Genomic DNA, 12749 nt, shown 5'->3' on the forward strand with positions numbered 1-12749 from the left:
GGGCCGGAGTTCAGCCGATCTGAACGCGCGCTGCCTTCAAGGTGTTCTGCAAAAGACAGGCGATCGTCATCGGCCCGACGCCGCCCGGTACCGGCGTAATATGCCCAGCCACCGCCAAGGCTTCCTCGAAATCGACGTCGCCCACGATCTTGCCCTTGCCGCCGTCCACGGCCGGCAGGCGGTTGATGCCGACATCGATGACTGTGGCACCCGGCTTGATCCAATCGCCCTTGACCATGCGCGGACGGCCGACCGCAGCCACCAGGATGTCGGCCCGACGGCATTCGCCCGGCAGATCCCTGGTGCGCGAATGGGCGATCGTCACGGTGCAACTCTCGGCCAGCAGCAGCTGTGCCATGGGTTTGCCGACGATGTTGGAGCGACCGAGCACTAAAGCCCGCATGCCCGCGAGATCGCCGTGGATCGACTTCAGCAATTGCAGGCACCCGGACGGCGTGCAGGGGACAAGGGCACTCTGCCCGGTGGCAAGGCGGCCGGCGTTGATGACATGAAACCCGTCGACATCCTTTTCCGGCGCGATCGCATCCAGGACGGCGGCATCGTCGATATGCGGTGGCAAGGGGAGCTGCACCAGGATGCCATGCACCTCCGGCGCAGAGTTCAGGCGGCGGATCAGGGCCAGAAGGTCGGCCTCGCTCGTCGCCTCTTCCAGCCGGTGCTCGTAAGAGCGCATGCCGATCTCGACCGTGCGCCTGGCCTTGCTGCCCACATAGATCTGGCTGGCCGGATCATGGCCGACGACGACCACGGCCAGGCCCGGCACAAGGTCATGTTCCTTCTTGAAAGCACGAACATCATCTTCGAGCGCTCGCAACAGCCCGTCGGCAAACGCCTTGCCGTCGATCACCTCTGCGCTCATGAACCCTTCTCCCGGAGCCTTGCCTGCATGTCCTCTTAGCGCATGCCACGAACGATGCGCCAAGGAACAGGGGCGTCATGTCGCGTCGATGCCATCCGGGCCGGCCGTTTCCTTCAGCCAGGCAAGGAAGGAACGATAATAGCTGCGGGTCACCGCGAGCTCGAGACGGTCAGCGTCGGTCAGCCAGAGAACGACATTGATCCCGGCGATGGCTGTCACCGCCGCATCGCCCGGTGCGAGGCGCTCGACGTCGATCGCTGCGCCCGAGGCCAGTACCCGCCGCCAGCCGCCGCCGGTCAGCGACAGACACACATAGGCGCTGTCCATGTCGAGGATCGAGGCGCCCTCGCCCAATTGGCGGGCGAGGGCCGTCTGATCGATCCCGCCCAGAATAAGCCACTTGCCGGGCGCGATCGCTACCCGGTCGACCCCATCGATACGGCTTGCCCGCGCGACCCGCAGGCCCAACTGCGCCGCGACGATTTGGGCGGCATTCGCGGCCGCCATGACGAGCAAGATGGCCTCGTCGCGAATCTCGACATGCAGCAGTCCGGCTTTCGGCGCGGTTTCAAGCCCGGTTTCAAGCAAGGACGCGGCTCCCTTCAGGGTCGACGAAGACGGGCGCGACGATCCGGGCCAGGGCATCGCCGTCACGCAGGGGGTCGACGACGCGGATGGTCTGGCCCAATCGCTCGGGCCCCCCGGACAGAAGCGCCAGGGCGATGGGATGGCCCAGCGTCGGCGAATACGCGGCCGAGGTCACATAACCCTGGTCGACGGAAGCTGCCGGGCGCTCTCCCTCTGGTACCAGATGCGCGCCGACCGGCAGCTTGGCCCTGCCATCCAGCGGCACGAGACCGACCAGCCGCATCCGGTGCAAATCGTTGAGTGCCGGCCTTGCGGCCATCACCCGGCCGATAAAATCCTTCTTCCGTGACAGCAGGCGGCCGAGGCCGAGGTCGAAGGCGGTGGTCCGTCCGTTTAGCTCGGCACCGCCGACATGACCCTTTTCGATCCGCATCACGCCCAGCGCCTCGCTGCCATAGGCAGAGCCGCCCAGCGTTTCGGCCGCATGCACGAGCGAGCGCCAAAGCGCCGCGCCGAACCGCGCCGGGACGGCCAGCTCGAAGGCAAGCTCGCCCGAGAAGGAAAGCCGGAAGAGCCGGCCGCGCACGCCGCCTATCTCGATGGGGCGGCAGCCCATATGGGGCAGGTCGCCATTCTCGAGCGGGGTCGACGGCAGGATGCCTGAGAGCAACGCGCGCGCTTTGGGGCCGGCAACAGCGAATTGCGCCCATTGCTCGGTGACCGAGGCCATGCGGACATCGAGTTGCGGCCAGAGCACCTGATGGCAATATTCCAGATGCATCATGACGTTGGCGGCATTGGCCGTCGTTGTCGAGACGAGATAATCCGTATCGCCCAGCCGCGCCGCCGTACCGTCATCCATGACAAACCCGTCCTCGCGCAGCATGAGCCCATAGCGGACCTTGCCGACCGCGAGGCCGGAAAAGCCGTTCACATAGACCTTGTCGAGAAAGATGCCGGCATCCGGGCCGAGGACGGCGATCTTGCCCAGAGTGGAGACGTCGGCGACGCCAACGTGAGCGCGCACGGTCAGGACTTCGCGATCGACCGCCTGACGCCAGTTCGTCTCGCCGGGCCGCGCGAAATACTGCGCCCGCTTCCAGAGGCCGGCGTCCATGAAGGGTGCGGCGGCGGCCGCGGCCCAGTCGTGGCTGGCGGTCAGGCGCGTCGGGCGGAACTGCCGACCACGATGCCGGCCGGCAAGCGCGCCGATCGCTACCGGCACCTGCGGCGGCCGCGCCCGCGTCGTGCCCAGGCCGGCCGGGCCGACTTTTTCGAGATCGGCCATGATCGCCTGGCCCAGGATCGCCATCGACTTGCCCTGGTCGGTTGCCATGCCCAGCGTCGTATAGCGCTTGAGATGCTCAACAGCCTTGAAGCCCTCGCGATGCGCCAGTTCCACGTCCTTAACGGTCACGTCGTGCTGCAGGTCGACAAAAGCCTTGCCCGAAGCACCCTCGACCCGCCAGAGCGGAGTCGTGCGAGCGGGATCGTCGCTGGCGATCGGCATGTCGAAGGCCGGCACCCGCCTCTCCAGTTCGCCCAGGACGGCCAGGGCCGCCTCGACCCCGCCCCTGAAGGCCTCACCCAGGCCAAAGGCGCCAGCGGCGGCACCGGCTACCCGCATCCAGGATGGCGTCTTTCCCGGCAAGAACGCCGCCGCCGTCTCGGACCATTCGGGCTTGCCGCCCAGATGCGTCGAGAGACCCAGATTGCTGTTCCACCCGCCGCTTACCGCCAACGCCTCAATGGGTAGCCAAGTGGTGCCGCGCGCGCTCCTGAGATAGGCGCCGTTCAGGCCCGTGGCACCGGTGGCGTCCTCCACCCTGGCCCCCAGCTCCACGCGCAGGCCCAGACGGCGGCCGCGCTCGACGAGGTCGGCGGCGACATCGGCCCGCGCATCGGCGAGGAACGGCACCTCGATGCCGGCTGCGGCAAGGTCGAAGGCGGTCTTCCAGCCATCGTCGCTGGAGGTGAAGACGGCGATACGCGATGCGGCCGCCACGCCGAAGCGATGCAGATAGGTCCGCACGGCCGAGGCCAGCATGACGCCCGGCCGGTCATTGCCGCCAAAGGCGATCCCGCGTTCGATACCGCCGGTTGCGAGAACGGCGCGGGCGGCGACGATCTGCCAATAACGCTGGCGCACCTGTCCCGGCTCCGGCTCGGGAAGGTGGTCGGCGACTTTCTCGATCGCGCCGAACGTGCCGTCGTCATAGGCGCCAAAGACGGCTGTGCGCTTGAGGATGCGGACATTGGGTAGGGTCTCGAGCTCCGCCTCGACCCGCCGCGCCCAGAGATGGGCCGGCGCATCGTCGATCAGGAAGGCTTCGGCCAGCAGTCGGCCACCCAGGAGGAAATCCTCCTCGGCCAGAATAACCCGGGCTCCGGATCTGGCGGCCAGAAGGGCGGCAATCAAGCCGGCAGGTCCCGCGCCGACGACCAGAAGGTCGGCATGCGCATAGCATTTCTCGTAGCTGTCCGGGTCCGGCAGGCCACTGGCCCGGCCGAGGCCGGCAGCCCGACGGATCGCGGGCTCGTAGAGCTTCTCCCAGAAATGGCGCGGCCACATGAAGGTCTTGTAGTAGAAACCAGCCGCCAGCAACGGGGAGGCTAGTTGGTTGACCGCCATCAGATCGAGGCCAAGCGACGGCCAGCGATTCTGGCTCCGCGCCGAAAGACCGTCAAAAAGCTCGACCGTCGTCGCCTTGGTGTTGGGCTCAAGCCGCGCGCCTTCGCGGAGCTCGACCAGGGCGTTCGGCTCCTCTGGCCCGGCCGTGACGATGCCGCGCGCCCGGTGATATTTGAACGAGCGCCCAACTACCCGCACGCCATTGGCGAGGAGGGCCGCTGCCAGCGTATCGCCCGCCACGCCCTGCAGGGGAAGACCGTCAAATTGGAAATCGAGCTTCTGTGCCGGGTCGATGCCGGTGCCCGGACGGCGCTGCCGCGGCATCACGGCTGGTCGTTACGGGCAAGCGCGACGCGGCCGATCGCGTGGGTCGCCGTGTCGCGTTCGACCACGAGCCAGGCGCGGCAGCCGGCTGCATGATACCAATGCTCGCGATGCGGACCGCGCGGATTGGCCCGCAGATAGACATAATCGGCAAAGGCGGATGCGGCATTGGCTGCGTCGGGATCGGGCCGGCGCAGGGTCGCATCGCCACGATAGGTGAATTCCCGAAGGTCGCGGGGGCCGCAGAAGGGGCAGGTCAGGCGCATGCGGTGATGAGACTCAATGCAGGTTGGGCTGCGCGCCAGCACCTTTCTCGTCGATCACGAGTCCGGTGGCGAAGCGATCAAGACGATAGGCAGAGGCCACGGGATGAGAGCGATCGGTGGCCAACAGATGGGCAAAACACCAGCCCGAGGCAGGCGTGGCCTTGAAGCCGCCATAACACCAGCCGGCGTTGAGATAGAGGCCCTCAAGGGGCGTACGGTCGATGATCGGGCTGCCATCCATCGACATGTCCATGATGCCACCCCATGAGCGCAGAATGCGCAGCCTGCCCAGCATCGGCATCATCGCCATGCCGCTCTCGCAGACATCCTCGACCGTCGGCAGATTGCCGCGTTGCGCATAGGAATTATAGCCATCGATATCGCCGCCGAAGACCAGGCCGCCTTTGTCCGACTGGCTGATATAGAAATGTCCCGCCCCGAACGTGACGACGTTGGGGATGACCGGCTTGATACCCTCCGAAACGAAGGCCTGGAGGACGTGACTCTCGATCGGCAGGCGCAAATCTGCCATGGCCGCCACGTGCGAGGTGTTGCCGGCCACGGCCATGCCGACCTTGCCGGCAGCAATCGGGCCCCTGGTCGTCTGGACGCCGCGAACGCGGCCTTGGACGATATCAAAGCCGGTAACCTCGCAATTTTGAATGATGTCGACACCCAGAGTCGATGCGGCGCGGGCATAGCCCCAGGCCACGGCATCATGCCTGGCCGTGCCGCCACGACGCTGGAGGAGACCGCCCGCGACAGGAAAGCGCGCATCCTCAAAGGCGAGAAAGGGACAAAGCTCCTGAACCCTGGCCCGGTCCAAGAGCTCGGCATCGATGCCATGCAGCCGCATCGCGTTGCCGCGCCGGGCATAGGCATCCCGCTGGCCATCGGTATGGTAGAGGTTGAGAACACCCCGCTGGCTGACCATGGCGTTATAGTTCAAGGCCTGCTCCAGGCCTTCCCAGAGCTGCATTGAATGCTCGTAGAAGGGCGTGTTGCCCGGCTCGCCATAATTGGAGCGGATAATCGTCGTATTACGGCCGATATTGCCCGAGCCGAGCCAGCCCTTCTCGAGAACCGCGACATTGGTGATGCCGTGCTCCTGCGCCAGATAGAAGGCCGTCGAGAGCCCATGGCCGCCGCCGCCGATGACGACGATATCGTAATGCGCCCTGGGAAGGGCATCCCGCCAGGCGGCCGGCCATCCTGCCTGCCCATTCAGGGCCTCGCGAAGAAGGCTGAAAAGAGAATAGCGCATCCTTGAGCCCGCGGCGTTGCCTGAAGCAAGGGCCAGCATGGGCGGACATTATTCGCGATTCTTGCCTTTATACGCCGTGGCCTTGCCTATTTCCGCCGGACGCGACGATGACCGATCATTTGCGATCTTAGAGCCGCCGTCGCTAGAATGCGCACCAGCCAACGATGCGAGATCCCATGAGCGAGAACGAGCTGTTTGCCGCACTGCGCGAGGTGTCCACCGCCACCTTGACCACGGTTCTTTTGAAGAAGGGGCTGCGCTCCACCTGGATGCGCGGCACGCGTCCGCTCAAGCCCGGGCAGGGGCGGCTGGTGGGGCCCGCCTTCACGTTGCGCTTCGTGCCCGCACGCGAGGATCTGGCAACCCCGGCCTCCTGGTCCAATCCGATCTCGACGCGCTCGGCAATCGAGGCGATGCCGGAGGGTGTCATCACTGTGGTCGATGCCATGGGCGTCAAGGATGCCGGCATCTTCGGCGACATTCTTTGCGCCCGCATGCAAAAGCGCGGCGTGACCGCCCTCGTGACCGATGGGGTCGTGCGCGACGCCGCCGGCGTCATTGCCTGCGGCCTGCCCGTCTGGTGCGACGGTGCGGCGGCACCGCCTTCGGTGGCCGGACTCACCTTCATCAATTGGCAAGAGCCCATCGGCTGTGGCGGCGTAGCGGTTTTCCCGAATGATATCATCGTCGTCGATGACGACGGCGCTGTCCTGATTCCCCAGGCCATGCTGGCCGAGGTGACGGCGGCGGCCGTTGAGCAGGAGCGCCTCGAGGCCTGGATCATGACCGAGGTGGAGAAGGGCGCGGCTCTGCCAGGGCTCTATCCACCCAACGCCGAAAACAAGGCACGCTACGATGCAACCCGCACAAGCTGACGTTTAAGCTTTTCAGGGGACGATTGCACCGCCGACGCGTTGATCGCGCATTGGCGGTAGCCTGGAGGACGGCGTTGGTATCGCGACTGGTATCCGTGCGCATTGACCATCAACTAGGACGGGATGACGCACGGCGGCGACTACAGGCCGGGATCGCCGATGCACGTGCCCGGTTCGGCGACAAAATCTCGATGATCGACGAAAAATGGCAGGGCGATCATCTTGATTTCCGCGTTAGAGCACTTGGCCAGTCGATCGAGGGTACGATGGACGTGGCCGAAGATCACGTTCAGCTTGAGTTCACCCTGCCCGCACTGCTCGGTATGCTCGGGGGCAAGGTGAGATCATACTTGCAGGCCAGCGGTACGCGCCTGCTGGGAAAAAGCTGAAAAAGACGGTCAAAAAAATATAAAAACCGGTTAATGCCGCACCGCAGTAGGCCAAATGTACGGCAAAAAACATACCCTGGTATGGAAAAATAATTTTTTGCCCGAAAAATCGTGATCACATGCACGCGACCGCGTTTTCGCTCTTCCAAAGATGTATCTTTACGGCGATGCTACTTACGGTTGTATGAGCGGCATACAGCAATTGGAGTGACGCCATGGGAGCCCTTCTCGCGCACGCTCTTTCCGAAGAGGAGCAATGGACCGAGCAGGACCAACCTTTGTTGCTCTCGGTCGATGATCTGATCGTAGACGCCAACGGCGAGATCGTTATTTTCAGCGGCGATGGTATCGACGCCGTAACGCTCACGGGTGCCACCGTCACCCATACTGGGCGGGTCGAATTTCACCGCACTGCGGCTGGTGACGATGTCGCCGGCTTTCAATTTCTCACCTTCGACAACGGTATGACGATCTTCCACGATCCGCAGCTTCGTGTCACCGTAACGGACTAGGGTCGGGGCGGCAGAACCCCAGCTCCGACCGGGATAGGGGATGTCCTGACGGATGAGCGAGACGGTGTCTGCGAACGAGACGAGGGCAACCGAGGCGGCGATTAAGGCGCGCTTCGAGTTGGCAGCGACGATAGCGCTGGAAGCAGGCCGGCATGCTTTCGCGGCCTGGAAAGAGCGTGACCAGTTGACGATCGACGCCAAGACGAGCGCGCAGGACGTCGTCTCTAATGCCGACAAGGAGACCGAGACCCTCATCCGCGCTCGCGTCGGTGCAGCTTTTCCAGATGACGGCTTCATCGGCGAGGAATTTGGAGAGAGCCCCGGCCACTCGGGATTCGTCTGGGTCTTGGACCCGATCGACGGAACGAGCCCCTTCGTCTTCGGACTGCCCAGTTGGTGCGTCTCGATCGCGGTGATGCTGCAGGATGACGTCAAGATCGGCATCATCCACGCGCCGGTGCGCGATGAGACATTTAAGGCCATGAGCGGCAAGGGCGCCTGGCTGAACGACGTACCGCTACGCCTCGATCCGAACCGCACGCTGACCGACGGTCTTTTGGGCGTGGGCGCCAATCTGCGGGTCGACCCGGCGCTCATCGCCAGCTTCATCGAGCGGCTGATGCGCGCCGGCGGCATGTTCATCCGCAACGGCTCGGGTGCCTTGATGCTGGCCTACGTCGCAGCGGGCCGACTGGTTGGCTATTACGAACCTCACATCAATGCCTGGGACTGCCTGGCCGGTCTTTGCCTGATCCGCGAGGCGGGCGGCTGGACCGAGCGCTTCCCACACGCAGCTCCCCTTTTGTCAGGCAGCCGCATCATCGCGGCGACGCCTGCAGCACGCGCGCAGTTGCTCGATCTCATCGCCGCCTAGGCTTTGTTGACCACCGCAAGCCGTTTCATGCAGGCTTGCGGGATTGCTCTTTCGCGCCGACCACAGGCCCAATGAACGCGACCATGATCAATGCGAGCGCGATGCAGGCGAAGGCCGTCCGCAGGCTCGAGGCCTGGGCGATGAAGCCAATGACCGCCGGGCCGACAAGGACGCCGGCATAGCCGACGGTCGTGACTGCCGCCAGGGCCTGATTGGCAGGCATGACCGATTGATTGCCAGCGGCGGTGAAGAGCACCGGCACGATGTTCGCGCAGCCGAGCCCGATCAGAAGGAAACCAGCGAGTGGCAGGGGCCAGGGCAAAGGCAGCATCGCGAGAGTCACGCCCAGGGCGGCGCAAATTCCTCCTGCCAGGATGATGACGCGCGCACCCAGGATCCGCACGATCCGATCGCCCAGAAGGCGTCCAAGCGTCATGGCCGAGGCGAATGCCGCGTAGCCGAATCCCGTCGAAGCCGGCGCCGCTGAGTGCACGAGGTTGAGGAATAGAGCGCCCCAGTCAAGCATGGCGCCCTCGGTGAGGAACACGATCAGGCAAGCGATGCCGATCAGCAGAACCGGCCCCCTGGGCAGAGCGAACCCTTGGCTGTCACCCTCACCGCCTTCGGCCAGCATATGGCGTGCGGTCGTAACCAGCAGGAGCAAGAGGAGGCCAGCGGCGGTCAAGGTTGCCGTCGCGTGGCTCAGGCCGGCCTGGAGAAGAAACGAGGCGCCACCGGCACCGGCAAAGCCGCCGATGCTGAAGAAGGCATGGAAGCCCGACATCATGGGCCGTATAGAACGCCGCTGGACCATGACAGCCTGAATGTTCATGGTCACGTCCAGCATGCCAACGGCAAAGCCGAGAAGCGGCAAGCCGACGAAGAGCCACGCGGGAGTGGGTAGGAACACGAGACTGGGCAGAAGCAATGCTGCGCTGGTGCTAGAGGCGACGATCACCGCCCGGCAGCCGAAACGCGCCGCAGCACTTCCAGAAAGCGGCATCGCCAGCATGGCGCCGAGACCGAGCGTGAGGAGCAGGACACCAAGGGTGCCATCGCTCAGCAGCGCTTGGTGCTTCACGAAGGGCACCATGGGCGCCCAGGTGGCGATCAAGGCGCCGGCGATAAAAAATGCAACACGGGTCGCAAGGATCGGCCGTGACGACCCCGCCCGCGAGACCAGTTCGCGGCCCCTATCGGTTTCAGACGAGATGGGAGAGACTCCGGCGCTGTCAGGACGAGCGGTCGCTTTCTAGACGCTAGCGACCGATCCCGCCACCGGCTCTCTCCAACTCTTAACGTGGAAGGCTTACAGCTAGCTACTCATCGCCAGCAGAATTTGATGCAAAATCTGCCAGATCGCCACCCAGCCCAGAACCGAGGTGCTGATAGCGAATGCAACTCCCGCCACGACCGGCCAGCGAATGGACCGCAATCTCCGGCCACTGACTCCCGCCGCCCTGGCATGTGATGCAACCTGCTCCCATGCGATGCTCATTTTGCCTCCCGGCGCCCGGCCCAGTATGGGCGCCATCGAATTTTCGTATTTGTTAACTATGAACTATATAGAGGTCGCGAGAAAAATCTACAGTCGCATTCGACGAATCGGCAAAGCACGGAGGCAGTGCTCGTGGAGAAAATTTACCCTGTGATGCGCTCTGACGCTGAGTGGCAGGCCCGCCTCTCGCCTGAACAATATCGCGTGATGCGCAATCACGGGACCGAAGCGCCCGGCAGTTGCGCGCTGCTTGGGGAGAAGCGACCCGGGACCTTTGTGTGCGCGGGCTGCGACAGTCCGCTATTCGAGGGCAAGGTCAAGTTCGAGAGCGGCACGGGCTGGCCCAGCTTCAACGAGCCCATCGAGGGATCGGTCGAAACGACCGTCGACCGGAGCTATGGCATGGTGCGCATGGAAGTGCATTGCGCTACCTGCGGCAGCCATCTCGGCCATGTCTTCGACGACGGGCCGCCGCCTACCCATCTACGTTTTTGCATCAACGGCGTGGCCATGAATTTCGCCCCGGCCGAAGCGGAGGAAGCCGTTCGATGAAACTTAGCGCCCGCAACACGATCAAAGGTAAGATCGTCGAAATCAAAGAGGGCTCGGTGATGGCGATCGTCGTCATCGAGATCGGCACGGGCGAAAGGCTGAGCTCCGCCATTACACTCGACTCGGTGCAGGAGATGGGCCTCAAGGTCGGCGATCAGGCCCTGGCGGTGATCAAATCGACCGAGGTCATGGTCGCCCTTCCTTAAGGCGCAGCCAAGCGCAAGAGTCGCGCTTGAGGCAGGACGACATGCCGCGAAAGCGGCGCGATCTCGATCTCGTCCGGCGGCTGCAGCGGATCGATCCAAAGGTCCGTTTCGATCTCGGCGCCGATTCGTGGCGCTGTGGCGCTGATCAGGCCGAACATGTCGGCCAGTACGCGGTGGCCCGGTTCGTTTGCGGCATCGGCCTGGCCCTGGCCGAGCGGTACCAGCGCCGATGGCTCGATCGCCAGACCCAATTCCTCGTGGAGCTCGCGCCTCAACGCTGCCTCCGGCCGCTCCCCGGGTTCAATCTTGCCACCGGGCTGGATGAAGATCCGGCTGCCGCGCTTCCTCACGAGGAGAGCCAGCCCATCCGGTCGGAGGAGCAGTGCCACGGCGATGCGAATCATCTGGCATTCCTCGTGCATACGATCCTCCTGAAAGGGCGGCGGCCCACGCGTCGCGTTGCCATGAACTTGTCCAAGGATCGTTTGGGATGACGCGACAGATCCATGTCTGCCTGCTCGATATGCCCACCGTCAGCCACAATAACTACGGTCTTTGGGCGCATCCCAGCAATCGCCACGCCGACTATAAATCCCTTGAATTCTGGCTGGACGTCGCGAGGTTGCTGGAGCGCGGACTCTTCGACGGACTCTTCTTCGCCGACGTGCTGGGCATCGCCGAGGGCTTTGGCGGGGGTCCACAAACAGCACTTCGGGAAGGGGCTCACGTACCCAGCCACGATCCCCTCCTTCTCATCTCGGCCATGGCCTCGGTGACGAGGCATCTGGCCTTTGCCGCTACCGTCTCAACGACCTATGAACCGCCCTTCGCGCTAGCCCGCCGCATGAGCACGCTCGACCATCTCACCAAGGGCCGGATCGGCTGGAATGTCGTGACGTCCTACCTGCCGACGGCGGCCGCCAATTTCGGCTTCGCCGCGGAAATGGAGCATGACGCGCGCTATGAGCGGGCCGAGGAATATATGGAGGTTTGCTACAAGCTATGGGAATCGAGCTGGGCCGATGACGCTGTCCTCGCCGACCGTGCCGGCCAGATCTACACCGACCCCGCCAAGGTCCGCCCTATCGATCACTCCGGCCCCTTCTTCTCGGTACGCGGCCCGCATCTGGCGGAGCCGTCGCCCCAACGCACACCGGTGATCTTTCAGGCCGGCAGCTCGGGCAGGGGTGCGGCCTTCGCCGCCCGCCATGCCGAGGGAGTCTTTGTCGGCGGCTACACCTATGACGGGCTTGCCAGCTTTGTCGCCGAACTGCGCGCCAAGGCGGCGGTAGCCGGTCGGCACCCGCGACAGCTCAAGACCTTCGTTCATGCTCATGTCCTGACGGCGCCCAGCGATGCTCTGGCAAAGGCCAAGCTCGCCGATTTCAACCGCTGGAGCCGGGCCGAGGGCTATATCGCCCATCGCTTCGGCGCCGGCCTCGACCTCGCGCGGCATCCGCCCGAGCGACGCCTTGAGGACATCATTGCCGAGGGTGGCCCCGGCAGCGCTCACATGGCCCGCTATCCACATCGGGCCGATGCTACGGTCGGCGACATCATCCAGGAGATCGGCCAGCTTGAGAGCAAGCGCTTCTTCGTAGCCGGCACGCCGGTCGAGGTGGCGGACACGCTGGAGGCGTGGTGCGAGCGCTACGATCTGGATGGTTTTCTCCTGGCCCAGCACACGACGCCCGGCACGGCCGCTGACTTTATCGACCTCATCGTGCCCGAGCTGCAAAAGCGCGGGCGCTATCGCCGCGCCTACGCTCCGGACGAAACGTTCCGCGAACGGCTCCTGGGCAAAGGCCAGACAGGCCTGCCGAGGGGCCATCCGGGCCATGCCTGGCGCCAGCATCGGCCCATCTAGCACGACGAACCCCTCGAGACTG

General features: G+C 64.5%; 14 protein-coding genes. 7 read left to right on the plus strand and 7 right to left on the minus strand.

Annotated elements, in window-relative coordinates; translation table 11 throughout:
- Window positions 1-10: 10 nt before the first annotated feature.
- The 5 genes from folD to CFB17_RS14580 all read right to left on the minus strand — a co-directional run bounded on the left by folD (window position 11) and on the right by CFB17_RS14580 (window position 5954).
- On the minus strand, window positions 11-880 hold the full coding sequence (gene folD / locus CFB17_RS14560) for a bifunctional methylenetetrahydrofolate dehydrogenase/methenyltetrahydrofolate cyclohydrolase FolD (RefSeq protein WP_088562291.1): 870 nt from the start codon (window positions 878-880) through the stop codon (window positions 11-13).
- Between the two features lie 75 nt (window positions 881-955).
- Window positions 956-1468, minus strand: a complete 513-nt coding sequence (locus CFB17_RS14565) for an aminomethyltransferase family protein (RefSeq protein WP_165769629.1) — start codon at window positions 1466-1468, stop codon at window positions 956-958.
- Window positions 1461-4424: a sarcosine oxidase subunit alpha family protein gene (locus tag CFB17_RS14570; protein ID WP_088562293.1), complete on the minus strand. Its 2964-nt coding sequence runs from the start codon at window positions 4422-4424 to the stop codon at window positions 1461-1463. The genes CFB17_RS14565 and CFB17_RS14570 overlap by 8 nt, the downstream gene beginning before the upstream one ends.
- The gene (locus CFB17_RS14575) at window positions 4424-4690 is read right to left on the minus strand and encodes a sarcosine oxidase subunit delta (protein WP_088562294.1); all 267 of its coding nucleotides are present in this window, start codon (window positions 4688-4690) and stop codon (window positions 4424-4426) included. The genes CFB17_RS14570 and CFB17_RS14575 overlap by 1 nt, the downstream gene beginning before the upstream one ends.
- A gap of 13 nt (window positions 4691-4703) precedes the next feature.
- Complete coding sequence (locus tag CFB17_RS14580; protein WP_088562341.1) at window positions 4704-5954, minus strand: sarcosine oxidase subunit beta family protein; 1251 nt, start codon at window positions 5952-5954, stop codon at window positions 4704-4706.
- Window positions 5955-6130: 176 nt separating this feature from the next.
- On the opposite strand from CFB17_RS14580, the gene CFB17_RS14585 reads away from it, so the two are divergent.
- From CFB17_RS14585 to CFB17_RS14600, 4 genes are all read left to right on the plus strand, one after another.
- Window positions 6131-6829 (plus strand): ribonuclease activity regulator RraA, encoded by a 699-nt coding sequence (locus tag CFB17_RS14585; protein ID WP_088562295.1) that lies wholly within the window; start codon window positions 6131-6133, stop codon window positions 6827-6829.
- A 74-nt stretch (window positions 6830-6903) separates the two neighbouring features.
- Window positions 6904-7218 carry a polyhydroxyalkanoic acid system family protein gene (locus tag CFB17_RS14590; RefSeq protein WP_207762113.1) on the plus strand — a complete coding sequence of 105 codons (315 nt, stop codon included), beginning with the start codon at window positions 6904-6906 and terminating at the stop codon, window positions 7216-7218.
- 215 nt (window positions 7219-7433) lie between these two features.
- Window positions 7434-7730 (plus strand): hypothetical protein, encoded by a 297-nt coding sequence (locus CFB17_RS14595; RefSeq protein WP_088562296.1) that lies wholly within the window; start codon window positions 7434-7436, stop codon window positions 7728-7730.
- Between the two features lie 52 nt (window positions 7731-7782).
- On the plus strand, window positions 7783-8604 hold the full coding sequence (locus CFB17_RS14600) for an inositol monophosphatase family protein (RefSeq protein WP_088562297.1): 822 nt from the start codon (window positions 7783-7785) through the stop codon (window positions 8602-8604).
- A 25-nt stretch (window positions 8605-8629) separates the two neighbouring features.
- On the opposite strand, the gene CFB17_RS14605 is transcribed toward CFB17_RS14600, so the two are convergent.
- A complete protein-coding gene (locus tag CFB17_RS14605; RefSeq protein ID WP_407642429.1) occupies window positions 8630-9787 on the minus strand; it encodes an MFS transporter in 1158 nt (385 codons plus the stop codon).
- A 468-nt stretch (window positions 9788-10255) separates the two neighbouring features.
- Between CFB17_RS14605 and msrB the strand changes: the two genes are divergently transcribed.
- The gene (msrB, locus tag CFB17_RS14615; RefSeq protein ID WP_088562300.1) at window positions 10256-10654 is read left to right on the plus strand and encodes a peptide-methionine (R)-S-oxide reductase MsrB; all 399 of its coding nucleotides are present in this window, start codon (window positions 10256-10258) and stop codon (window positions 10652-10654) included.
- A complete protein-coding gene (locus tag CFB17_RS14620) occupies window positions 10651-10860 on the plus strand; it encodes a TOBE domain-containing protein (protein ID WP_088562301.1) in 210 nt (69 codons plus the stop codon). Before msrB ends, CFB17_RS14620 begins: the two co-directional genes overlap by 4 nt.
- On the opposite strand, the gene CFB17_RS14625 is transcribed toward CFB17_RS14620, so the two are convergent.
- A complete protein-coding gene (locus tag CFB17_RS14625) occupies window positions 10857-11264 on the minus strand; it encodes an NUDIX hydrolase (RefSeq protein ID WP_243389899.1) in 408 nt (135 codons plus the stop codon). The two genes, CFB17_RS14620 and CFB17_RS14625, sit on opposite strands and share 4 nt — an antisense overlap.
- Before the next feature lie 86 nt (window positions 11265-11350).
- Here CFB17_RS14625 and CFB17_RS14630 point away from each other — a divergent pair, with 86 nt between their 5' ends.
- The gene (locus CFB17_RS14630) at window positions 11351-12727 is read left to right on the plus strand and encodes an NtaA/DmoA family FMN-dependent monooxygenase (protein WP_088562303.1); all 1377 of its coding nucleotides are present in this window, start codon (window positions 11351-11353) and stop codon (window positions 12725-12727) included.
- The last annotated feature ends 22 nt before the right edge of the window (window positions 12728-12749 follow it).

The sequence above is a fragment of the Arboricoccus pini genome (genome assembly GCF_900187945.1).
In the GTDB taxonomy this organism is placed as follows: domain Bacteria; phylum Pseudomonadota; class Alphaproteobacteria; order Geminicoccales; family Geminicoccaceae; genus Arboricoccus; species Arboricoccus pini.